The organism is Acetobacter okinawensis JCM 25146 (assembly GCF_000613865.1).
Lineage (GTDB): Bacteria > Pseudomonadota > Alphaproteobacteria > Acetobacterales > Acetobacteraceae > Acetobacter > Acetobacter okinawensis.
Genome location: NZ_BAJU01000005.1, coordinates 18,694 through 41,148 on the forward strand (window position 1 = coordinate 18,694; position 22,455 = coordinate 41,148).

Annotated in this window: 24 protein-coding genes, 1 tRNA gene and 6 pseudogenes; 28 read left to right on the forward strand and 3 right to left on the reverse strand. The window is 59.6% G+C overall.

The genetic code is table 11. The features are described from left to right. Window positions 1–2 precede the first annotated feature (2 nt). From JCM25146_RS17045 to leuB, 15 genes and pseudogenes are all read left to right on the forward strand, one after another. Window positions 3–985: pseudogene (locus JCM25146_RS17045) on the forward strand (RluA family pseudouridine synthase). A 34-nt stretch (window positions 986–1,019) separates the two neighbouring features. Then, window positions 1,020–1,487 carry an AsmA family protein gene (locus JCM25146_RS23390; RefSeq protein WP_242400908.1) on the forward strand — a complete coding sequence of 156 codons (468 nt, stop codon included), beginning with the start codon at window positions 1,020–1,022 and terminating at the stop codon, window positions 1,485–1,487. A gap of 17 nt (window positions 1,488–1,504) precedes the next feature. Further along, entirely contained in the window at window positions 1,505–2,014 is a 510-nt protein-coding gene (locus JCM25146_RS23395; RefSeq protein WP_242400909.1) for a hypothetical protein, read from the forward strand. Window positions 2,015–2,022: 8 nt separating this feature from the next. After that, a complete protein-coding gene (locus JCM25146_RS23400) occupies window positions 2,023–2,343 on the forward strand; it encodes a hypothetical protein (RefSeq protein ID WP_242400910.1) in 321 nt (106 codons plus the stop codon). Between the two features lie 23 nt (window positions 2,344–2,366). Further along, complete coding sequence (locus JCM25146_RS23405; RefSeq protein WP_242400911.1) at window positions 2,367–3,176, forward strand: AsmA-like C-terminal region-containing protein; 810 nt, start codon at window positions 2,367–2,369, stop codon at window positions 3,174–3,176. Window positions 3,177–3,193: 17 nt separating this feature from the next. Further along, window positions 3,194–3,918: pseudogene (locus JCM25146_RS24805) on the forward strand (ATP12 family chaperone protein). 127 nt (window positions 3,919–4,045) lie between these two features. Further along, complete coding sequence (locus JCM25146_RS03995; protein ID WP_025826057.1) at window positions 4,046–4,564, forward strand: Spy/CpxP family protein refolding chaperone; 519 nt, start codon at window positions 4,046–4,048, stop codon at window positions 4,562–4,564. Between the two features lie 116 nt (window positions 4,565–4,680). Beyond that, a pseudogene (gene ffh / locus JCM25146_RS17060) lies at window positions 4,681–6,080 on the forward strand (signal recognition particle protein). A 58-nt stretch (window positions 6,081–6,138) separates the two neighbouring features. Further along, a complete protein-coding gene (gene rpsP / locus JCM25146_RS04005; protein WP_025826059.1) occupies window positions 6,139–6,489 on the forward strand; it encodes a 30S ribosomal protein S16 in 351 nt (116 codons plus the stop codon). Between the two features lie 17 nt (window positions 6,490–6,506). After that, entirely contained in the window at window positions 6,507–7,046 is a 540-nt protein-coding gene (gene rimM, locus JCM25146_RS04010; RefSeq protein ID WP_025826061.1) for a ribosome maturation factor RimM, read from the forward strand. Next, the gene (gene trmD / locus JCM25146_RS04015) at window positions 7,043–7,792 is read left to right on the forward strand and encodes a tRNA (guanosine(37)-N1)-methyltransferase TrmD (protein ID WP_025826063.1); all 750 of its coding nucleotides are present in this window, start codon (window positions 7,043–7,045) and stop codon (window positions 7,790–7,792) included. Before rimM ends, trmD begins: the two co-directional genes overlap by 4 nt. A 13-nt stretch (window positions 7,793–7,805) precedes the next feature. Continuing rightward, entirely contained in the window at window positions 7,806–8,192 is a 387-nt protein-coding gene (gene rplS, locus JCM25146_RS04020; protein WP_025826065.1) for a 50S ribosomal protein L19, read from the forward strand. A gap of 146 nt (window positions 8,193–8,338) precedes the next feature. After that, window positions 8,339–9,740 (forward strand): annotated as a pseudogene (leuC, locus tag JCM25146_RS17065) (3-isopropylmalate dehydratase large subunit). Then, window positions 9,740–10,361 (forward strand): annotated as a pseudogene (leuD, locus tag JCM25146_RS17070) (3-isopropylmalate dehydratase small subunit). Before leuC ends, leuD begins: the two co-directional pseudogenes overlap by 1 nt. Before the next feature lie 23 nt (window positions 10,362–10,384). After that, window positions 10,385–11,509, forward strand: coding sequence for a 3-isopropylmalate dehydrogenase (gene leuB, locus JCM25146_RS04035; RefSeq protein ID WP_025826068.1), 1,125 nt, complete (start codon window positions 10,385–10,387; stop codon window positions 11,507–11,509). A gap of 167 nt (window positions 11,510–11,676) precedes the next feature. Here the strand turns inward: leuB and rpsU are convergent, their stop codons facing one another. After that, on the reverse strand, window positions 11,677–11,880 hold the full coding sequence (gene rpsU / locus JCM25146_RS21215; protein WP_003623949.1) for a 30S ribosomal protein S21: 204 nt from the start codon (window positions 11,878–11,880) through the stop codon (window positions 11,677–11,679). Between the two features lie 216 nt (window positions 11,881–12,096). On the opposite strand from rpsU, the gene def reads away from it, so the two are divergent. Genes def through JCM25146_RS04065 form a run of 6 tightly spaced genes read left to right on the forward strand, consistent with a single transcriptional unit; the run spans window position 12,097 to window position 15,933 of the window. After that, window positions 12,097–12,627, forward strand: a complete 531-nt coding sequence (gene def, locus JCM25146_RS04045) for a peptide deformylase (protein WP_025826071.1) — start codon at window positions 12,097–12,099, stop codon at window positions 12,625–12,627. Further along, window positions 12,624–12,872, forward strand: coding sequence for a hypothetical protein (locus tag JCM25146_RS23420; RefSeq protein WP_242400914.1), 249 nt, complete (start codon window positions 12,624–12,626; stop codon window positions 12,870–12,872). The genes def and JCM25146_RS23420 overlap by 4 nt, the downstream gene beginning before the upstream one ends. Next, window positions 12,844–13,290 (forward strand): ubiquinone biosynthesis protein COQ9, encoded by a 447-nt coding sequence (locus JCM25146_RS17075; RefSeq protein WP_242400915.1) that lies wholly within the window; start codon window positions 12,844–12,846, stop codon window positions 13,288–13,290. The genes JCM25146_RS23420 and JCM25146_RS17075 overlap by 29 nt, the downstream gene beginning before the upstream one ends. A gap of 14 nt (window positions 13,291–13,304) precedes the next feature. Next, window positions 13,305–13,817, forward strand: coding sequence for a MarR family winged helix-turn-helix transcriptional regulator (locus tag JCM25146_RS04055; RefSeq protein WP_408734905.1), 513 nt, complete (start codon window positions 13,305–13,307; stop codon window positions 13,815–13,817). A 1-nt stretch (window position 13,818) separates the two neighbouring features. Further along, a complete protein-coding gene (locus JCM25146_RS04060; RefSeq protein WP_025826075.1) occupies window positions 13,819–14,541 on the forward strand; it encodes a response regulator in 723 nt (240 codons plus the stop codon). Between the two features lie 6 nt (window positions 14,542–14,547). Beyond that, entirely contained in the window at window positions 14,548–15,933 is a 1,386-nt protein-coding gene (locus tag JCM25146_RS04065; RefSeq protein WP_025826077.1) for an ATP-binding protein, read from the forward strand. A 27-nt stretch (window positions 15,934–15,960) separates the two neighbouring features. Here JCM25146_RS04065 and JCM25146_RS04070 read toward each other — a convergent pair whose 3' ends face one another. Then, window positions 15,961–16,521 (reverse strand): outer membrane protein assembly factor BamE, encoded by a 561-nt coding sequence (locus tag JCM25146_RS04070; protein WP_025826079.1) that lies wholly within the window; start codon window positions 16,519–16,521, stop codon window positions 15,961–15,963. Window positions 16,522–16,776: 255 nt separating this feature from the next. Here JCM25146_RS04070 and JCM25146_RS04075 point away from each other — a divergent pair, with 255 nt between their 5' ends. The 7 genes and pseudogenes from JCM25146_RS04075 (at window position 16,777) to JCM25146_RS04105 (ending at window position 21,073) form a co-directional block, all read left to right on the forward strand. Beyond that, window positions 16,777–17,331 (forward strand): YceD family protein, encoded by a 555-nt coding sequence (locus JCM25146_RS04075; protein ID WP_025826082.1) that lies wholly within the window; start codon window positions 16,777–16,779, stop codon window positions 17,329–17,331. A gap of 170 nt (window positions 17,332–17,501) precedes the next feature. After that, window positions 17,502–17,704 (forward strand): annotated as a pseudogene (rpmF, locus tag JCM25146_RS17080) (50S ribosomal protein L32). 89 nt (window positions 17,705–17,793) lie between these two features. Next, complete coding sequence (gene plsX / locus JCM25146_RS04085) at window positions 17,794–18,900, forward strand: phosphate acyltransferase PlsX (protein ID WP_025826084.1); 1,107 nt, start codon at window positions 17,794–17,796, stop codon at window positions 18,898–18,900. 72 nt (window positions 18,901–18,972) lie between these two features. Next, window positions 18,973–19,941 carry a beta-ketoacyl-ACP synthase III gene (locus JCM25146_RS04090; protein ID WP_025826087.1) on the forward strand — a complete coding sequence of 323 codons (969 nt, stop codon included), beginning with the start codon at window positions 18,973–18,975 and terminating at the stop codon, window positions 19,939–19,941. A gap of 37 nt (window positions 19,942–19,978) precedes the next feature. Further along, window positions 19,979–20,332, forward strand: coding sequence for an integration host factor subunit alpha (locus JCM25146_RS04095; RefSeq protein ID WP_257640801.1), 354 nt, complete (start codon window positions 19,979–19,981; stop codon window positions 20,330–20,332). Between the two features lie 73 nt (window positions 20,333–20,405). Continuing rightward, complete coding sequence (locus tag JCM25146_RS21225; RefSeq protein ID WP_081774753.1) at window positions 20,406–20,921, forward strand: MerR family transcriptional regulator; 516 nt, start codon at window positions 20,406–20,408, stop codon at window positions 20,919–20,921. Between the two features lie 78 nt (window positions 20,922–20,999). Beyond that, a tRNA-Pro gene (locus JCM25146_RS04105) sits at window positions 21,000–21,073 on the forward strand. 63 nt (window positions 21,074–21,136) lie between these two features. On the opposite strand, the gene JCM25146_RS04110 is transcribed toward JCM25146_RS04105, so the two are convergent. Continuing rightward, window positions 21,137–22,255: an AI-2E family transporter gene (locus tag JCM25146_RS04110; protein WP_025826092.1), complete on the reverse strand. Its 1,119-nt coding sequence runs from the start codon at window positions 22,253–22,255 to the stop codon at window positions 21,137–21,139. Window positions 22,256–22,455: the final 200 nt, after the last annotated feature.

Consider the following 22,455-nt stretch of genomic DNA (forward strand, 5'->3'; position numbering starts at 1 on the left):
GCATGAGTGTTGTCAATCTTACCGTGAGCGAGGACGAGGCCGGTATCCGCCTCGACCGTTATTTCCGCCGTCATTACCCGCACCTGACCCAGGGCGCGCTGCAAAAACTGTGCCGTACGGGCCAGATTCGCGTTGAGGGCAAGCGGGTGGATGCCTCCACCCGGCTGGAGCCGGGGCAGAGCGTGCGCGTTCCCCCCATTCCCATGGCTGCCAAGCCCGCGCGTGATGTGCCACGCCCGCTGGATGACAAGCTGGTGCGCGAAATCCAGCGCATGGTCGTCTATCAGGACAAGCACCTGATCGTGCTCAACAAACCCTCCGGCCTTGCCGTGCAGGGTGGTCCGGGCATTACCCGCCATGTGGATATGATGCTCGATGGCCTGCGTGAAAACCCCGAGGACCCGCGTCCAAGGCTTGTCCACCGGATCGACCGGGACACGTCCGGTCTGCTGCTGTTGGCCAGAACCCCCGGCGTTGCCGCCAAGCTGGCTGCGGCCTTCCGTGGGCGGGATGTTAAAAAAACATACTGGGCAGTTGTTGTAGGCCGGCCCGACCCCCTTTCGGGCGAGATTGACCAGCCTCTGGCCCGCCTTGGCGCAGGCCCGGGGGCCATTACGGTAGCTGCCGACCGTAAGGATGAGGACGCACAGTCCGCCCGCACGGTGTACGAGGTGCTGGATTCGGCAGCCCGCAAGTTCTCATGGCTCGGGCTTTCCCCGCTTACGGGGCGCACGCACCAGTTGCGCGTGCATTGCGAGTCTTTGGGAACCCCCATTCTGGGCGATCCCAAATATGGTGGCGCTACAGCGCATCCTTCGGGCTTTACCGACCAGTTGCACCTGCATGCGCGTGAGCTGGATATGCCACACCCTGCTGGAGGCAGGCTGGTTGTCAGCGCGGAACTCCCCCCCCATATGCGCGAGACCTTCCGCGCTCTGGCTTTACACCCGGCACAACGCCTCCCCCTGCGCGCAAGGGCGGCTGAGCGGTAACACAACCTGCGCGGGAGAAAACCGGACATGCGTCTTAAATGGAAAATCGGCCTGCTCGCGGGTGCTGTGGCTATTGCTGTTGGGGGCGGGACAATTTTTTCCGCAACGCAGGACGCAACGTGGCTCAAAACCCGGCTGTGTGATGCTGTGGAGCAGGGTACGGGGCGGCACCTGAGCATTGGTGCGCTGCATGTCTGGGTTCTGCCTTTCCCTTGGGTGGAGGCGCAGGATGTGCGCCTGTCCGGGGTGGATAACGCGGGGCCGGATGCGCTGGTGGTCCGGCAGGTGCGGGCGCGGCTTGCTCTTATGCCGCTGTTCTCCCACCGTATTGCATTGCGTGATGTGAGCGTGGTTGGCCCACAGCTGACCCTGCGCCGTCTGGCCGATGGGCGGGCAGACTGGCTGCTTACGCCGCCATCTCCGCCGGAGCAGGTGGGCGCGAGCACTCCCTCCGGCCCGGTGCATATGCACTGGAATGTGGGCGTGACGGACTGAGCATCAGTCAGGCACAGGTGACGTGGGACGACGCGCAGACCCACCACTCCGGCACGTTTGCCCTGAACCGTGCAACAATACGCGGGCTGGATGGCACCGCCCCCGATCTGGACATACAGGGGCAGAAGGGTGGCGCGAGCTTTACCCTTAGCGGGCAGACAGGCCCGCTCTGGCCGCTGGGCGCACAATTGCCCCTGCAACTCCGCCTGAGCTTGAACAACGGTGGACACTCCATCGGACTTGCTCATCTGGACGGGGTGATCAACGCCCCCGGGGCCGAGCGGGTGTATGCCCTGCATCTGGGTGGCTCTGTGGGCCAGATGCAGGATTTGAACGCTTTTTTCCCGCATGCCAGCCTGCCCGATGGGCAGAACCTTTCGGTTGATCTGAGTGTGGGTGGCAGTGGGGATGCACCGCAACTGCAAAGCCTGCATCTGCGCGCGGGTCGGGTGGATGTGGGGCGTTGGCTCCCACAGGCTGCTCTGGCGCGCGTGGTCGTGGACGCACCAACCCCACAGACCCGCTGAGCGTACATGTGGAGGGGCAACTGGGTGACCAGCCCATTGGCATAAACGGAACAGCAGGCACTCTGGCGCAGCTTGTGCCCATGCAGCCACAGGCCGAAGCTCCGGTAGATCTGGCGTTAACGCAGGGTGGCTCGTCTATGCAGGTCAAGGGGGTGCTGAGCACGACCCACTCCGCGCTGGATGTGCAGGGGCGGCTGGAGCACCTGAGTTTTGGCCAGCAGTGGCCAGACGCCACAGGGCTTGCCGTGACCGGTCACTTAGAAAGCGGAAAAACGCAGTTTCTTTACAAAAACCATGGGTTGGCCGATGTGCTGAACGCCCTCGCCTGACGGGGGATGTGCAGGTGCAGGCCATGAACTGGCAGGGCGTTGCGTGGTCGCAGGTGCAGACCCATGTGGTGCTCGGCAATGGCCGTCTGGCGCTGGACCCGATCCATGCCGTAGGGAACGGCCAGCAGCAGGTGGCCCGCCTTGTGTATGATATTTCTGGCCCGCAGCCTGTGGTGGAGGCATCTGCCCGCTCCATATTCCTGCCGCTGGCTGTGGTGCAGGCGTGGATGCATGTGGCACCCGACATGCACGGCACAGTGCAGCTTGTGGGAGCGGTTTCGGCTCAGGGCGAAAATGCGCAACAGCGCAGTAACACTCTGGCAGGCCACCTTGGCGCATCTGTGGTGGATGGCAGCGTGGGCAGCACATTACTGCGCCGGATGCTGGGGCCACAGGTGCCCGTCAAGGGGCAGATGCCCATCCGCTGCTTTGGTCTGCATACCCAGTTTGCCAATGGTGTTGCCCATATTGACCAACTGGGGCTGGAGAGTGATTTTCTGCACCTGCGGGGGCAGGGTACGGTGACGCTGGCCACGCATGAACTGAACATGCAACTGGCCCCACAGGTGTTGCTGGGTGGGGCGTCTGCATCGTCCTCCCTGCATGTTACCGGGGCATGGAATAACCCGCAGGTCAGTATGGCAGCGGCAGGAGACGGGCGCTTCGGCATTACCATCGGCGGTGGTGGCGGGGATGATGCCACGTCCTGCACAGCACTTCTTGCGGCTGCGCGGGAAGGGGCGGATGGCCCGGCCCCGACCACGGTAGCCAAAAAAGCCAGCAGGGAGGAAAAAATCATGAATATGCTGCACGGTCTGGGGCTGTTCCGGTGAGCGGGGGCACGACCGGCATGCCTGCCCGTGCGCCAGCGGGGCGCAAACGATTCTGGAAGCAGGCCCAGCTTGTTCCGCAGGACGGGGCTTTTGCTGTGGAGTTGGATGGGCGTTGCGTACGCCTGCCCGGCAAAACGGCCCTGTGTGTTCCTTCCCGCGCGCTGGCGGAGGCTCTTGTGGCCGAATGGCAGGCCGCCGGGCAGGGAGCGGAAGGATATTTCACCCCAGAGGACCTGCCTTTGACCGGTATTGCAGGGTCCATGCTCGAGCGTATTCCGCAGGCGCGGGATGGTGTGCTGGAGAGCCTGCTGCTTACGCCAATAGCGATCTGGTCTGCTACCGTGATGGTGCGCAGGGCAAACTGGCAGCCCAACAGGCAGCATTGTGGGACCCGTGGCTGGCATGGCTTGGCAAAACCTATGGTGTTGCCTTCCACACAACACATGGGGTTATGCCCATCCGCCAGTCCGGGCAGGATCTGCAGGCGCTTGGCGCGGTTATGCAGGGCATGACAGATGCCCAACTGGCTGTGTTGGGGGTGGCAGTGCCTGCGCTGGGCAGTCTGGTACTGGGGCTGGCCTTGATGGGTGGTGCTGCGGTGGAAGAACTGGTTGCCAGTGCCACGGTGGATGAGCGCCACCAGATGGCCGTATGGGGGCAGGATACCGAGGTCACGGACCGCATTGCCAGTATGCAGATGGAGTTGGAAACAGCGGCACGGTTTAATGCGTTAACACGTTAAGGCGTGAGCACTGGCCCACCAATGCCCATGTGCTGGGGGTGGGTCGTGTTGCGCGCACTTGGCGCATTGCGGTTTTTCTGGTCACATCAGGGAACGGCATCTGTTTTTGCAGGAGAGTAATCAGGTCATGAAGATCAGCAATGGTGTACTGGCCGCGGCACTGGTCGCGGGGCTTTCTCTCTCTGGTCTGTCGGCTCATGCGGCAGGGCCGGGGGGTATGGGGGGCGGCATGGGTGTCGGCTCCACTTTTGGTGGTCCGGGTGGCAACGCGCTGGACGGGCTGGATTTGACCCGCAAGCAGCGTAACCAGATCGCGACCATCCTCAAGGAAGCGCACGATCAGGATCAGGCGCAGGACACGCAGGAGCAGTTTGAAAACCTGCATGCCCAGATAGAGGACCTGCTGAGCGCGCCCGGCCCGCTGGATCAGGACAAAATTGCGCAGGTGCAGCAGCAGATGGCCGCCCTGCGGGCTGAGCGTGAGGCACGGCACCTCCAGACGGCAAGCCGGATTCATGATGTGCTGACCCCGGACCAGCTTGCCCAGATGCGCGACCGGCAGAAGCGCATCCATGCGCTGCTTGGGGAGCTGAATGCGTTGCAGCACCCCGCCCAGCAGATTTCTTCCGATACGCAGAAAAAGTAAAAACCAGAAGTTCCTTGACTCAGGGCGCGGTTGTGCCGTAAGCCCTGCAACAAATCAGGCCCGCCACTCCGCGAGTGTTCGCGCAGTGGCGCGTCTTGTTATGGGGTGTGTTGCTCTTGTTCGAAGCTCTATCAGGCAAGCTTTCCGGGGTTTTTGATGGTCTCGCCAAACGTGGCGCGCTGTCTGAAGCCGATGTGATGGAGCCATGCGCGAAGTCCGTCTGGCCATGCTGGATGCGGACGTCGCGCTGCCTGTTGTCAAGGATTTCGTTAACAAGGTTAAAGAGCGCGCAGTCGGCCATGAGGTGCTCGAAAGCATTTCCCCCGGTCAGGCAGTCGCCAAGATTGTTAACGATGCCCTGATCGATGCGCTCGGTGGTGCGGGTGTTGCCCCGCTTAACCTGAGCGCCATTCCGCCCGTGCCTGTGCTTATGGTCGGGCTTCAGGGTTCTGGTAAGACTACAACTTCGGGCAAGCTGGCCCTGCGCCTTTCTACGCGTGAGCGTAAAAAAGTGCTTCTGGCCTCGCTCGATACCCAGCGCCCCGCCGCCCAGTTGCAGCTTGCCCAGCTTGCGCAGCAGGCGGGTGTTACTTCCCTGTCCATTATCGCAGGGCAGGCGCCGGTGGAAATCGCCCTGCGCGCGCTCGATGTCGGGCGTAAGGAAGGGTATGACGTCGTTATCCTTGATACGGCGGGTCGTCTGTCCATTGACGAAGCGTTGATGGAGGAAGTCCGCCAGATCAGGGATGTAACACACCCGGCAGAAACACTGCTGGTTGTGGACGCCATGACCGGGCAGGACGCGGTGAACACCGCCAAAGCGTTTAACGAGGCCGTGGGCGTGACCGGTGTTGTCATGACCCGTATGGACGGTGATGCGCGCGGCGGCGCGGCCCTGTCCATGAAGGCTATTACCGGCGCGCCCATCAAGCTGACCGGTTCGGGCGAAAAGCTGGACGCGCTGGATGAATTCCATCCCGAGCGTGTGGCTGGCCGTATTCTGGGTCTGGGCGATATTGCCGGTCTTGTGGAAAAAGCGGCCGATACGCTGGACCACGAGGAAGGCGAGCGTCTGGCCCAGCGCATGATGGCTGGCAAGTTTGATCTGGATGACTACGCATCCCAGATCCGCCAGATCAACAAGCTTGGTTCCATTTCCGGTATTCTGGGAATGTTGCCGGGTATGGGTAAGGTCAAGGAAGCGCTGGGGGACAAGGACCTTGATACGTCCGTCCTCAAGACGCATCTGGCCATTATCGGTTCCATGACCCGTGGTGAGCGCCGCGCGCCGGGGATCATCAAGGCATCGCGCAAAAAGCGTATTGCCGCAGGGTCGGGGACAACAGTTCAGGACGTCAACAAGCTGCTCAAGCAGTTCGACATGATGTCCACCATGATGAAGCGTTTTAACAAACTGGGCGTGAAAGGTCTCATGCGCCAGGGAATGTCTGCGCTCATGCCTAAGGGAATGGGTGGAGGTCCTCCGGGTGGTCCCGGCGGTTCTCCCTTCCGCTGATGCGGCCTGTTTCTGCCTAAGTTTTCCGGGTTTTGTTTTTCGGTCTGGAGTATTCCGAATGAGTGTTAAAATTCGTCTTGCCCGCGCTGGTGCCAAGAAGCGTCCTTACTACCACATTGTTGTGGCCGACAGCCACAGCCCGCGCGATGGCCGCTTTATTGAAAAAGTGGGTGCATACAACCCGATGCTGCCGTCTGACCATGCTGAACGCGTGCGTCTGGTCAGCGAGCGGATCACGCACTGGCTCTCCCAGGGTGCGCAGCCGACCGATCGTGTCGCACGCTTCCTTGGTAACGCTGGCCTGATCGCCAAGCCGAGCTACAACGAGCAGCCCAAGCAGTCTGCTCCGAAGAAGAAGGCACAGGAACGTGCAGCCGCTGCCGCTAAAGCAGCAGAAGCCGCAGCCTGAGCTGAACCGAATCAGCCATGCAGCCTGACCTGATCCTGATTGGTGTTGTGGGTAAACCGCATGGAGTGCGCGGCCTTGTGCGCGTGCATTCCTACGCGGCAGACGCTGCGGCGCTGGAGGATTATGCGGTTCTGCAGGATACGCAGGGTCGTACATGGTCGCTGCGCTGGTGCGGCGCGGATGGCGTTGCCGAGATAAAAGACGCGGATGGTAAGCCGCTGGCGGACCGGACTGCGGCGCAGGCGTTGGTGAATACCCGCCTGTATGTGCCGCGCTCCAGCCTGCCTGAGCCAGAGGAAGAGGAATTCTACCACGCCGATCTGATCGGTATGGAAGCGTTCGAAAAAGGTCTTTCTCTGGGGCGTGTCATCATGGTGCATGATTACGGTGCCGGTGCCAGCCTTGAACTGAGCGATGGTTCCCTTATCCCCTTCACCAAGGCCTGCGTGCCGGAAGTGCGGCTGGATGAGCGGAGCGTTGTGATTGTTCGTCCCGAGGAAATTGCGGGGGAAGAAGGGCGTGGCGTTGGCAAGCGGCAGACGGGGGTGCCAGCATGAGCTGGCAGGCCACCGTTGTCACACTCTTCCCGGACATGTTTCCGGGGCCTTTGGGGCAGTCCCTTGCAGGGCGTGCGCTGGAGAACGGGGTGTGGTCATGCCGTACCGAAGACCTGCGTGAGCATGGTCTGGGCCGCCATCGCGCTGTGGATGATACGCCGTTTGGTGGTGGTGCAGGTATGGTAATCCGCCCGGATGTGGCGGATGCTGCTCTTGCGGCAACACAGGCCGGTGCCAACATTCCGCGTGTATATCTTACGCCACGGGGGCGCCCATTAGCGCAGGCCGACGTGCGGCGTTATGCGGCAGGGCCGGGTGTCATGCTGCTGTGCGGTCGGTTTGAAGGAGTGGACGAGCGCTTTTTGCAGGCGCGGGGTGTCGAGCAGGTTTCCATCGGGGATTATATCCTCTCGGGTGGGGAAACTGCGGCTCTGGTTCTGCTGGATGCGTGTGTGCGTCTGCTCCCCGGTGTAATGGGGAGTGAACAGAGCGGCGTTGAGGAAAGTTTTTCCGACGGGCTGCTTGAGTACCCACATTATACCCGTCCGGCCGTATGGGATGGGCATGAGGTGCCGGAAGTTCTGCTTTCGGGCAACCATGCCGCCATAGCACGGTGGCGGCAGGCGCAGGCTGAAGAGACAACGCGGGAAAGAAGGCCGGATCTGTGGTCTGCCTGGCTGGCTCGCAAGAATGGAAACAGGACTGAAGCTGTGGGCGGGGCCACACAGGCAGACCTAGGGGTTTGAGAAGGATACCGATATGAACATTATCCAGCAGTACGAAGCTGCAGAAATTGAACGTCTGACAGCCGCACGCGCAGTGCCCGTTTTTGATGCAGGTGACACCGTGCGTGTTTCCGTGCAGGTCAAGGAAGGCGAGCGCGTTCGTCTTCAGGCATTCGAAGGCGTTGTGATCGCCCGCTCCAACAAGGGCCTGAACAGCAACTTTACGGTGCGCAAGATTTCCAACGGCGAAGGTGTGGAACGCGTGTTCCCGCTGTATGCCCCGACCGTGGCCGAAATCAAGGTTGTGCGTCGTGGTAAAGTGCGTCGCGCAAAGCTGTACTACCTGCGTGGCCGTAGCGGTAAGTCTGCCCGTATTGCAGAACGTCCGCGTGACGTTGTTGCTCCGGCAGCAGCAGGCTAAAAGCCACAAGGCTTTTGGGCACGATGCCAGACATGGCTTGTGTGAACCCGACTGGTCTGTGGCCAGTCGGGTCTTTGTGATAAACAGGGTGTGTGCAGCAGCTATTCCGTGCTGTTGACACAGATATAAAGGTAAGGAGGATGCGCATGGCTGCGCGTACGTTGTTCGACAAGATCTGGGACGATCATGTCGTGGAAACCCTTCCGGACGGCACCTCCATTCTTTATATCGACCGGCACCTTGTCCATGAGGTCACCAGCCCACAGGCGTTTGAGGGGCTGCGTCTGGCCGGGCGCAAACTGCGTCATCCGGAGCGGACCGTGGCCGTTGTGGACCATAACGTGCCCACATCCGACCGGAGCCAGCCGATTGAGGAAGCGGAAAGCCGCAACCAGATCGAAACGCTCGAACGCAATGTGAAGGAATTTGGTGTTCCTTATTTTCCGCTCCTGTCTTCCAATCAGGGCATTGTGCATGTGGTTGGGCCGGAGCAGGGTATTTCCCTGCCGGGGATGACCATTGTGTGCGGTGACTCGCATACCTCCACGCATGGCGCACTTGGTCTTTGGCATTTGGCATCGGCACGTCCGAGGTCGAGCATGTCATGGCAACGCAGACCATTCTGCAACGCCCGGCCAAGAACATGCGTGTAAACGTGGAAGGCACGCCCGGAGCAGGCGTTTCGGCCAAGGACATCATGCTGGCCATTATCGGCCACATTGGCACGGCTGGTGGCACGGGCCACGTTATAGAATTTGCCGGTTCGGCCATTCGTGGGCTGGACATGGCAGGCCGCATGACCATCTGCAACATGGCGATCGAGGCCGGAGCTCGCGCAGGTCTGGTGGCCCCGGATGAGACCACGTTTGAATACGTGCGCAACCGCCCCTTCGCCCCCAAGGGCGAGGCCTTTGATCAGGCTGTGGCGTACTGGAAGACCCTTGCATCTGACGAGGGCGCGCATTTTGACCGTGAAGTGACCTTGCGGGCAGAAGACATTGGCCCAACCCTGACATGGGGCACCAGCCCCGAGACGGTTCTGGCCATTACCGATACTGTGCCCGACCCTGCGCAGGAAACGGACGAGGCTGTAAAAGCCCAGATGCAGCGCATGCTTGACTACATGGGGCTCAAGGCCGGGCAGAAAATTGCTGGCACGCCTGTGGATGTAGTGTTTATCGGTTCCTGCACCAACAGCCGGATAGAAGACCTGCGCATGGCGGCCCAGATTGCCGCAGGGCGCAAGGTTGCTCCGGGTGTGCGCGCCATGATCGTTCCCGGTTCGGGCAACGTCAAACGTCAGGCCGAGGAAGAAGGACTGGACCGTATTTTTCTGGATGCGGGGTTTGAATGGCGGGAGGCCGGGTGCTCCATGTGCCTTGGCATGAACCTGACCGCCTGACCCCCGGCCAGCGTTGCGCATCCACCTCCAACCGTAATTTTGAAGGGCGGCAGGGGCCGGGTGGGCGCACGCATCTGCTCTCCCCCGCCATGGCTGCGGCTGCCGCAGTCACGGGTTGCCTGACCGATGTGAGGGAACTGGCATAATGGAAAAGTTTGTCACGCTGTCTGCTGTTGCTGCGGCTCTGCCGGAAGCCAATATTGATACGGACAAGATCATTCCGGCCCGGTTTTAAAACCACCCAGCGCACGGGTCTTGGCAAGCATGCGTTTGACGCCATGCGCTACCTGCCCGATGGCACGGAAAACCCGGACTTTGTGCTCAACCAGCAGCCTTGGCGCAAAGCCGAGATTCTGGTCACGTACGACAACCTGGGTTGCGGCTCCTCGCGCGAGCATGCGCCATGGGCGTTGCTGGATTTTGGTATCCGCTGCGTGATTGCGCCGTCTTTTGCCGATATTTTCTTTAACAACTGCTTCAAGAACGGCATCCTGCCCATTCGTCTCCCGCGGGAGATCTGCGATGAGCTGATGGGCGATGCCCAGATGGGCAGCAATGCGCGTCTTACGGTGGACCTGCCGCGTCAGGTGGTTATTCGCCCGGATGGGGAGGAAGTCCCGTTTGAGATTGACGCCTTCCGCAAGCACCTGCTGCTCGAAGGGCTGGATGATATTGGCCAGACCCTGAACCATGAAGCCAGTATTGCGACGTTTGAAAAACGGCTCGATCAGGACAAGTCCTGGCTGCCGACCATTCATTTTGACTGAACAGACCCATACGGAGCACCGCTATGACAGACCCCAAGCAGCCCGTTAAACTTCTTGTCCTGCCCGGAGATGGCATCGGCCCCGAGGTTGTGCGTGAAGTCGGCCGGATTATTGCATGGCTGGAAAAAAATCGTGGCCTGACGTTTGAACTGACCGAAGACTTGGTGGGCGGTGCGTCTCTGGCCGAATACGGCGTGCCTATCCGTGATGAAGTGATTGAGAAAGCATGGGCGGCAGACGCCGTGCTGTTTGGCTCGGTGGGGGACCCCAAATGGGGGCATGTCGGTTTTGACAAGCGCCCCGAGGTGGCCATCCTCAAGCTGCGTCAGGAGCTGGGGCTGTTTGCCAACCTGCGTCCCGCCAAGGTGTTTGACGCACTGGTGGACAGCAGCACGCTCAAGCCCGACGTTGTGCGCGGTCTGGACATTATGATCGTGCGTGAGACGGTAGGGGGCATCTACTTTGGCAACCCGCGCGGGATTGAAACCCTGCCCGATGGTTCCAAGCGTGGCATCAATACCGAAGTGTACACCACATCGGAAATCCAGCGCGTTGCCCGCGTTGCATTCGATCTGGCCCGCAAGCGTGACAACCGCGTGTGCTCGGTAGAAAAATGCAACGTGATGGAAAGCGGGCTGCTGTGGAAAGAGGTCGTGACCGATGTGCACGCCCGCGAGTTCCCTGATGTGGAACTCTCCCACATGCTGGCCGATAACTGCGCCATGCAGCTGGTGCGCAACCCGCGCCAGTTTGACGTGCTGGTAACGGGCAACCTGTTTGGGGACATCCTGTCCGACCTTGCCTCCATGCTCACAGGTAGCCTTGGCATGCTGCCTTCCGCCACACTGGGGGCAGAGCAGGCCGATGGTCGCCGCCCGGCGCTGTATGAGCCAATTCATGGCAGTGCGCCAGATATTGCAGGCCAAGGTATTGCCAACCCGATTGCGCAGATTCTCTCCTTTGCCATGCTGCTGCGTTATTCGCTGAACATGCAGGCCGAGGCGGATATGATTGAGCAGGCCGTCTCCAACGTGCTGGCCAGTGGCCTGCGTACGGCGGACATTATGGCCGAAGGGATGGCCCGTGTTGGCACGTCCGTTATGGGCGAAGCCATTGTGCGTGAGCTGGACAAGCTTCAGGCCAGCTAAAACTGGTTAAAATACTGTTCAAAAAAAGCCGCCCACACATTGCGTGGCGGCTTTTTTAATGCCTGCTAGAACAAAAGCTGTGGGGCAGGGGAGGTATGGGCAAACAAAAAGGCCGGTACCCAGCGGGTAACCGACCTTTTATGCCTGCAAAACAGGAGGAGGCTGAATTAGAAGCCTTCGCGTTCCAGACGCTTCCGTTCCATTTTGCGTGCGCGGCGTACGGCTTCAGCCGCTTCACGCGCTTTGCGTTCGGACGGCTTTTCAAAGTGCCGACGCAGTTTCATTTCACGGAAGATGCCTTCGCGCTGCATTTTTTTCTTGAGCGCTTTAAGAGCCTGATCGACATTGTTGTCACGGACTAGAACGTGCACTTGGTCACTAACCCCTGTTTCAAAAAAATCCGGTAACCCGGTTTTTGGGAAGCCATTATGGAAGGAGATCCGCGTTACCCTTCCGGGCTGCCGATTCCACTGTTGGCGGTCTCTATAACACGGCCTTAAGACAAGATACAATTCGTTCTTGCGTATCAGAACCGCACTTCCGTGTGTTTTATTGTGGTTGTGCATAAAAACAGGACAACAAACAGCATGTCGGTTCTTGCTATTGCCCGTATGGGCCACCCGGTTCTGTTGCAGCGCGCGGCTGAGGTGGAGGATATGAATGCGCCGCAGATCAGGGATTTGTTGCAGAACATGCGCGAAACCCTGACCCAGAGCGGGGGGGTAGGGCTTGCCGCCCCGCAGGTATATGTGCCTTTGCGGATATTCCTCTATTCTGTTCCACCAGCACGCAGTGAAGGGGAGGATGACCCGCCCCGCCCCGTGCAGGTGCTGATAAACCCCACGATCGCGCCCGATGGCACGGAGATGATGCCACGGCTGGAGGGATGCCTGTCCATTCCCGGCTTTAGGGGGGAGGTCCCGCGTTACCGCCGTGTGCGCTATAGCGGGTGGGATGAGCATGGCACACGGGTGGAGGGTGTGGCTTCAGGCTTTTGCGCCAATGTCATGCAGCATGAAATGGATCATCTGGACGGAATCCTCTATCCCATGCGTATGACGGATATGGCCCGCTTTGGTTTTGAGGCGGAAATCACACGGTATGGGGTAAAAGCATGAGCGTACTGCCGGGAAAACTGGAACAGGCACTTTCTCTGGCGGTGGCCACGCTGGCTGCGGGCGTTATGCCAGCCCCCATGGAGCGGGATGTGGAGCGCGACGCGGCCTTGCGCAAGCTTGCGGCTGTTGCGGGGGAGTGCGGGTGGAGCATGCACACGCTCCCGGTCCGTAGCCGGGCCGGATGCAGACCTTCTGTTCCCCGCAGGGGTGGTGGAAATGGTGGAGGCATGGTCCGACCTGTGTGACCGCACCATGCTTGAAGCCATGCAGGACACATTTGAGCCCAGACTGAGCCAGAGGGTCCGACAGGCCATTCTGCTGCGCCTTCCTCCCGACGAGCAGCGGCGTCTTGCCGCGCAGCGGGGGATGGCGGTGTTCATGTCCATACGGGGGCAAAAGGCTTTTCGCCGGTCATGGGTGCGTACGGTCAACGCCATATGGCAGGCCGCTCAGGATGATTCGACGGGCCTGACGTATGTGAGCAAAAGGCTGACACTGGGCGGGCTGTATGCGTCGGTTTTTCTGTACTGGCTGAGCCGGGGGAGCGATTCTGCCGGTTTTGAGGCATTTGTGGACAGGCGACTGGCCGATGTGCTGCGCATCGGGCGGCTCAAGGCCCGCTTTGGCGTGGCGACGGCGAAACCAGAAACCGTGGCAGGGTAGGCACAGCCATGGCCATGCCCTCATCTCATGAACGGGCAGGCTCTGACCTGCTTTTTCTGCGCGAGGAAAGCCTGAGGCTGGCGCAAACGCTTATGTTTCTGGCTGCGCGGGATATGGCGGAAGCTGTAGCACCGGTGCTGGAGGAGGATGGTCTGGGCCGTGCGCATTACCGTGTGTTGCAGGTGCTGGCTTTTAGTCCGGGCATTCCGGTCAGCCGTTTGCAGGATATTCTGGGTGTGACCAAGCAGAGTCTGGGGCGCACATTGCAGGAGCTGGACGCGCGAGCCTACCTCCAGAGCAGCGTAGGGCGGCAGGACAGACGGCAGAAGCTGCTCTGTTTAAGCCCCGAGGGCAAGGCGGCCGAAGCCCGACTGTTTGCCGTTATCCGCCAGAGGCTGGTCGCTGCCTACCGGGAGGCAGGAGGTGCTGCGGTGGAAGGTTTTCGGCGTGTTATAGGGGGTATGTTGTCCGAGCATAGCAGGGAGCTGCTGAGCGAAGAGGGCGCAGGACGAAGGGAAGGGCGTTGATATGTCTGAGCATGTAACAGGCACCGAGGCTGAGGTCGCATCCCACGTCATGGTGGTGGATGATGACCCGCGCCTGCGTCGCCTGCTCCAGCGCTATCTGTTCGAGCATGGGTTTAGGGTCAGTGTTGCAGCCAATGCGACCGAGGCACGGCATACGCTGGAGGGTATTCAGCCCGATGCCCTTGTACTGGATGTGACCATGCCGGGAGAGAACGGGCTGGAACTGACCCGTGCCCTGCGCGAGTCCGGGCAGGACCTGCCCATTTTGCTCCTGACCGCCAGGGGGGAGCCAGAGGACCGCATTACCGGGCTGGAGGCGGGCGCGGATGATTATCTGGGCAAACCGTTTGAGCCACGGGAGCTTTTGTTGCGGCTCAAGGCGCACCTTAGGCGGCACCAGCCCCCGCCGCCCACGGATAACCTGCGTATTGTCCGGTTGGGTGACAAGGAGTTTGATCCTGTAAGGCTGCTGCTCAGCGGCCCTGAGGGCAATGTCCACCTGACCGGTGGAGAGGCGGCCCTGCTGTGCGTCCTGGCGCGTAAACCGAACGAAACCTTCACGCGTGAAGACATAGCCAAAGCTCTGGACATGACCGAAATTGGCGAGCGCGCGGTGGATGTGCAGGTTACGCGCCTGCGCCGCTGCATAGAACCCGACCCGCGTGAGCCGCGCTTTTTGCATACGGTGCGTGGGCGGGGCTACGTGCTCAAGCCGGGTTTGTAAGCCAGTATGGGCGCGCGCAAGGGGTTCCGCCTTTTTCCGCGGGAGCGGTGGCGCGCGCTCCGGGTGGAAAAATCGGTCAGGCGCGTGCTGCCGCGCTCCCTGCTGGGGCGGTCGCTGCTGATTGTTCTTTTTCCGCTGCTGATTACGCAGGGCATAGCGCTTGAGCTGTATTACGGTAATTTTCTCGGAGTTGTGTCCCGGCGGCTGACCAGTTCTGTTACGGCGGAAATCGTTCTCTCTCTCAACGCGCTGGAACGCCTGAAGAACCCGGCGGACAAGGAATGGTTTGTCGCGCAGGCGCGTGAGCAGTTGCAGCTCATAGAAATCTGGCGACCGGGGGCAAAACTCTCCCGCGTCGGGTCCACGCATGTTCTGGGCCCGATGGATGATGACCTTGTGCGCTCCCTTCGTCAGGCAATCAGCTACCCGTTTTTTATCAGCTGGCGGCATTTTCACCACACGGTGCGTATTTACATTCAGCTACCCGATGGGGTGCTGGAGATTGATACACCGCGTAAACGGCTGGATATGGGGCAGATATGGCTATTTGTCGCATGGACCGTGGGCAGCACCCTGCTGCTGTTTACAATTGCCGGGCTGTTCATGCGCAATCAGGTGCGCGCCATCCGGCAGTTGGCTCTGGCGGCGGAGCAGTTTGGCATGGGGCGCGACATTGGCCCCATACGCCCCGCAGGCGCGCAGGAGGTGCGTAAGGCTGCTGTGGCCTTTAACCGCATGCAGGACAGGATTACCCGCTTTGTGGCGCAACGTACGGGCGTTCTGGCGGGTGTCTCGCACGATCTGCGCACCCCGTTGACCCGCTTGAGGCTCTCTCTGGCCATGATGCCGCGGGAAGGGGCGGTATGTGCCGAAGTCATGACCGAGGACCTGAACGAGATGATCGGTGATATTGCCGAAATGGAACATATGATCGACAGCTACCTCGCTTTTGCCCGTGGAGAGGGGTCGGAGAGTGTGCAGCGCGTTGAGGTGCAGCCTTTTTTGGAGGATGTGGTGGCCGCCGCGCGTCGTGCCAATGTGCATGTGCGCGCCGTAGTGGTGGAGCCGGGGCTTTTTGCGCACATGCGCCCGGATGCCATGCGCCGCGCGCTGGGGAACCTGTTTGATAATGCCCGCAGACACGGTGCCAGTGTTGTGCTGAGTGCTCGCGCAGTGGCGGGTGGGGTGAGCATTGTGGTGGATGATAACGGGCCCGGCATTCCGCCAGAGCGGCGTGCAAAGGTGCTGCGTGCGTTTGAAAGCGGGCACGGTGGTGGCACGGGGCTGGGCCTGACCATTGCACGCGATATCGTGCGTGCACATGGCGGGGAAATGGAGCTGGAAAGTGCGCCCGAAGGTGGGTTGCGCGTCAGGCTGTACCTGCCGGACTAGCCGGTCATGCCAGCCTGCGGCTGTATGTTACAGCGAGTTGCCCGAACCAAAGTGACCGGGGCCGGAGTTGCTGTTGAACATGCCGCCCTGCCCACCAGCAGCACCTGAGCCCATCATGTTCTGCATCGGGTTATAGCGCCCGACATTACCCAGAATCTGCTGGAGTGCGTTAATTTTGGTGCCCGGCGTGGGGGTAATCTGCTGGATCATGGCAACATGCTTGGCGTCCTTGCGGCTGAGCGTGCGCATGCTTTCCAGCGTTCCAGCATTGTTGAACTTGAGAACAACAAGATCCTGTTTGATAACGCCGGGAAAATCCATGGGCACCAGATGGGTGGTCATGGAAATGTAAATCCACGTGTTATCGTCAAAAGCGCCTTTGGTCGTGGGGGAGCCCATAACGTCCAGCGCGTCAGCGCGGGTGCTGGTGCCGGGTTCAAGCTGGCCGTATTCTTCCGGCTCAAGAATGGAACCACGCGGCGTTGGGGTGGGGCCAAAAACCTGACAGCCAGAAAGCACAAGAACGGTGGCGAGCGCCCCACAGGCACTTTTAAGGCGCGTCATCTTGTTCGTGCGTGGCGGCGTCATCTGGTCAGGGTGTCCCAAGCGTAAGATTGTGATCCATGATCGTCATCCAACTGGCAACGGCCATTTCTGTCCGATGCCCCAACGCTTGCGAGGCGTCAATTGCTGAATGGCAAAAATACGGGCTTTGTTGGCTCCATCTATCAGTCCTTACTCCATAAAGTCACGCTTGTGTGGTAGATTGTGTGCACGGTGAGCAGGCACTTTGTCCCGAGTGTGCCCCGTCTGCGTGTTTCAGCGTTACATCAGGAGACTTCCATGACCGAAAAACCAGAATTTTTTCGCCCTCTGGCCGTGCGCCGAATCGGAATGCTGGGTACGGATATGACTGTGGAAGCCACGCCGGATGAATGCAGCAAAGTGGCCCGGCGGCTGGGGTTGCAGGATGTGGCCATGCTCCGCTGCCGCTACCGGCTTAAAGATGATGGTCGGGGCGTTGTTACGGCCGAAGGGGCAATGGCCGTCCATTTTACGCAGACCTGCGTTGTCAGCATGGAAGCGTTTGAGGACATGATGGCCGGATCGTTTGTTGTTCGCTTTGTGCCCGCAGCACAGTTTGTGGAGCCCGACGTGCCCGATATGGACGCGATTGATGAAATTCCGTATGACGGGCAGGACATTGATCTGGGGGAAGCTGTTGTTGAGCAGTTTGCCCTTGATCTGGAGCCTTATCCTCATGCGCCGGATGTTGCTCTCCCTCCCGGTCTGATCATGGATGAGGAGGAGGCAGATCGTCTTGGCCTTGAGGAAGAGGCCGAGAAAAAGGCCAGTCCGTTTGCCGGTCTGGCGCGCTGGCGGGGCGGAAACGCATAACCGCTCATGCGCGTCTGTGGGGTTTTCTTTTAGGATTGCTTGCGAAAACGCTTGCTGTCTGCTAGAGGCCGCGGCTCAGTGCTGGTGTTAAACCTGTTATGTCGTCTGGGTGCGTGAATGCGTGGTCAGGCGTGTTGTTCAAACCATTTTTATGAGAAGGGGCTGGGCTTATGGCTGTACCCAAAAAGAAAACCTCGCCTTCACGTCGTGGCATGCGTCGCAGCATGAAGCTCTGCGCGCAGAAGCTCATGCTGAATGTTCCAACTGTGGCGAACTGAAGCGCCCCCACAATGTTTGCAGTCACTGCGGTCATTATGACGGGCGTGAAGTGATTGCAGCAGGCAAGGCACTCAAGGTCGCCGTTCGCGCCTGATTTTTTCAGGCGTGAGTTAACGCGTGCTGCATCCGTAGCACGCGGGGTAATGGGGGGTAAGGCATCTGCGGCATGGCAGAGAAGCAGGCATGAGCAAGACCGAGATTCCAGAAAGTTTTCCTTCCGATCCGGACGAGGTGTTCAACCTTGCCGTGGATGGGATGGGAGGTGATGGGGCTCCAGAAGTGGTTGTTGCCGGGCTTGCCGTTGCCGCCGAACGGCACCGCAATATCAAGGTGCTTCTGATCGGGGATGAAGCGCGCCTGCTGCCTTTGCTGGCGAAGTATCCCAAGGCTGCGTCCATATGCACGGTGTGGCATACGGATGTGTCCGTCTCCATGGACATGAAGCCAACATCCGCATTGCGGATGCGTCAGTCCTCCATGCGACTTGCCATGGATGCCGTGGCCAGTGGGCGCGCCCAGGGGGTTGTGTCCGCAGGCAACAGTGGCGCCATGCTGGCTTTGGCCAAAATTGTTATCAAAACATTGCCCGGCATATCCCGCCCGGCCATGGCCGCCATCAGCCCGACCATCAAGGGCGATGTTGTCATGCTCGACCTCGGGGCCAATGTGGCCTGCGACTGGCGCAATCTGGTGGAATTCGCGGTTATGGGCGAGGCGTTTGCCAAGTCCGTGCTGGGGCTGCCTGCGCCAACCATAGGCCTGCTCAATATTGGCGCGGAAGAACTCAAGGGTGATGAAAGACTGCGCGTGGCGGCTGAAATCCTGCGCGAAAGTCCTCTTGCCTCACAGTACCACGGTTTTGTGGAGGGGCATGATATTACCGCTGGTACCACAGACGTTGTGGTTACTGACGGATTTACAGGCAATGTTGCGCTGAAAACCGGCGAGGGTGTGCTTAAAATGGCCACAACCCTTTTGCGCCGGGTGTTCCAGCACGGGATTATTTCCCGCCTTGGTTATCTGCTCGTCCGCCCCGGACTGGAGCGGATGAAGGAATGGCTGGACCCACGCCGTTATAACGGTGCCGTTTTTGTGGGCCTGAATGGTGTGGTGGTCAAATCTCATGGCGGCACGGATGCCGAGGGCTTTGCCGCTGCGGTCGATGTGGCCATGGATATGGTCACGCATGGTTTTAACGAAAGCATTCGTGAGCGCCTTGCCCATATGGGGGCGTTGTTGATGCGTCCTCAGGTGGAGGAAGACTGCGCACCAGCCCTCCCGGTTTCCTGAATAGACGGAACGAATGTATTGCGTGTGCAGGCCGCAGAGCGGTTTGTACTGGCGGATAATGAAAGAACGGTCATGGCGAAACGTTCGCTTCTGGTGGGTTTTGGTGGATTTCTGCCAGAAAGAGTTGTCACGAACGAAGAGCTGGCGACCAGGCTGGCCACATCGGATGAGTGGATAAAAACCCGCACCGGCATTACCCGCCGCCATCTGGCTGGCCCGGATGACAGCGCGACAAGCATGGGGGCCGAGGCCGCGCGTCGCGCGCTCGACTACGCCGGGCTGAGTGCTGATGATATTGATGTGGTGCTGGTGGCTACATCCACCCCCGATCAGGCTTTTCCCGCAACAGCAGTGCGTATTCAAGCTGCTCTGGGCATGACCCACGGGTTTGGGTTTGATATTGCCGCCGCCTGTTCCGGGTTTATTTTTGCACTGGCAACAGCGGATTCCTTTATTCGCTCCGGGCAGGTACGCAACGCGCTGGTTATTGGCAGCGAGGTGTATTCGCGCATTGTGGACTGGCAGGACAGGGGCACCTGCGTCCTGTTCGGTGATGGGGCAGGGGCCGTTGTCGTCTCCGCCTCTGATGACGAATCCGGTGCGCGGGGGATTCTGTCCACCCATCTGCACTCCGATGGTACAACGGGTGACCTGTTGTACGTGGACGGCGCAGTCGGCCAGCCAGATAAAAGTGGACACCTGAAAATGAGCGGGCGCGATGTGTTCCGCCATGCCGTTGCCAAACTGTCCTCCTCCGTGGACGAAGCTCTTCAGGCAGAAGGGCTGAGCTACGCGGATGTGGACTGGCTTGTGCCGCATCAGGCCAATATCCGTATTATTGAAGGTGTGGGCAAAAAGCTGGGCCTGCCTGCCGAGCGTGTAGTTGTGACTGTTGACCGGCACGCCAATACCTCAGCCGCTTCCATTCCTCTTGCGCTGGATGAAGCCGTGCGTGATGGCCGGATTCAGAAAGGCGAACTGGTGCTGATGGAGGCTCTGGGGGGCGGTTTGACCTGGGGTTCTGTGCTGGTACGCCTGTAACCGGCTGATAACAGACAGGTGACATCATTGTGAATGAATTGACGCGCCGCACAGGCGTGTTACCTTTCTTCACATGGAAACTGTCACACGTGCATCTTTGATAGAGCAGATCTATCAGCAGGTAGGGTTGTCTCGTAAAGAGTCGTCTGTGCTCCTAGAAGATGTTCTGGAGACAGTCATGCAGGCGCTCGAACGGGGCGAAAGTGTCAAAATCAGCGGTTTTGGCACGTTCTCAGTCCGTAAAAAGGGGCAGCGCTGCGGGCGCAACCCCAAAACAGGGGAGGAAGTGCCTATTCTTCCCCGCTCCGTTCTGGTGTTTCGCTCCAGCCAGTTGCTAAGAGGCGAAGTCAACCATGAGGAGACAGAGCCGGGAGTCGAGTATGACGATTGATGGCACATCCATTCCCCATGACGACGAGTATGACGTGCCAGATTCTGGCCTGGAGGCTCTGGAGTCGGGCAGTATGGAAAAAGGCCCCCACGCATTCCGGACAATTAGTGAAGTTGCGGATGAACTGCATGTTCCCCAACATACCCTGCGTTTGTGGGAGACGCAGTTTCAGCAGGTACGTCCCCTGAAGAGAGGGGGCGGGCGGCGGTATTACAGGCCTGATGATGTCGTGCTGCTCGGTCGCATTGCTGACCTGCTCTATAATCAGGGTTACACCGTTAAAGGTGTACAGCGCCTGCTGCGTGACGGAACTCTGGCCAGTGTTCCGTCATCCGGGGCTTTGGGCGGTGTGGAGGAAGAGGATGCCACTGTGCTGGTGGACGCCCCGGTAGCACACCCCGCTATCGAAGACTCGATAACTGGGGATTACCAGCAGATTGAGGCTGTAGCCGCCGAACTGCCAGCTGCTATTGAGGCTGGTCTGGAAGAAGCGCTGGTTGCAGTTATGGGACAGAATATCCGTTTGCGCGCCGACCTGGCCGATGTGCTGGTTGAGCTGGAGGCCATGCGCCGCAAGATTTTGGCCTGATTGATAAAAAAGGCAAAAAAAACAGTTTGAGTGGGTTGCTCCCTGCCTAAGGGGCTGCTACATACCCCTCACACTTAACGGGCAGTAGCGCAGTCTGGTAGCGCATCAGTCTGGGGGACTGGGGGTCGTGGGTTCGAATCCCGCCTGCCCGATATTCTTTCTGAAAATGTGAATGCTAAGTAACCCCTCTTGGGGGAGGAAATGCAAAAGTCTTTTCAGACTTCTGCATTATTTCCGTATGTCCAGCGCCGCCAGATCAGGTTGAGGGCGGCCATGGCAGCAGGGCCAATAAACAGGCCAATCAACCCCCACATTTCTGCCCCCCCTAAAATACCAAGCAGCACCCACAGGAATGGTAGCTTGGTGGTGCCTCCGATCAGGGTGGGGCGGACAAAGTGATCAGCGACAAAAATAACCGTTGCACCAATGCAGAACGTCACAATGGCCGCAACAGATGCGCCTGAGACCAGAATAAGCAGGGACACAAGGCTAATGGCGATCATGGCGCAAAAAGGGATCATGGCGGCAACGGCAGTCATGACGCCAAACAGGGCAGGGTGTGGCGCATGGGCAAAAAGGTAGACAAGGCCCATCAGCACGCCTTCGCCAATGCCGACCAGAACCAGCCCCTGCACGGAACCATGGATGGAAGCCACAATCTGGCGGGCTATACTTTCCCCCCTGCGGCCAAATGCCCGGCTTGAAGCAACGCGGCACTGACGAATGACCGAGACACCATCCTTGTAGAGAAAAAACAGGGTCAGAATAGAAAAGCAGAACAGCGTACCCCGGTGCGCGATCTGGCTCCCGAGTGCGCGCGTAACCATAACACCCTTGTTGTCCAGCGCTCCCAGCAGGCCCGAGACATCACGCGGGTTGGACAGATGCGTCTCCCACAGATGCGTAACGGTTGTGGCCCCCAGAGGTAACTGTTGAAGAACCTCTGGGACCGGGACGCCAAATTTACGGGCATGGTCCAGCCATTCCAGAGCACTCTGTGCCTCTCCAATCGCTTCAAGCGTGAACAGGGTCAGGGGAATGACAAATAGAAGTGCCATAACCGCCGTAAACAGGAGTGGCAGCAAGGTGCCCCGCGCCGCATTGGGCCACATGCGGCACGCGCCGCTGTAAAGGGGCCATGTGGCAATGGCAAAAACGCCGCCCCACGCCAGAGCGGGTAAAAAGCCCTGTATGGTGTATAGCGCCATACCCACAATAAAGAGAGCCAGAAGACTGCGCGCCATTTCCTGCCCCCGCTTGGAGCGCTGGCTGGCCTTTATAAGGCCACAACGCTGGTGAGCAGGCACTAATGAAGATGGGGGCGTATTGGGCATGCGCGATGTGTCTTTCCAATGGTTCTGTTTTGTGCAGACCGCTCTTTATGTTCTGTAGGCAGCATACTGTGTTGTGGGTGAATAATATAGCGTATCCGGCGCCCACCCATATGCGGGACAAGGAGTTGGTGGGTAATTGGCAGTATCTTTTTCCAGATTTATCTCTAGTGTTCCGCTGCTTGCCTGCACATTCAAAGCGG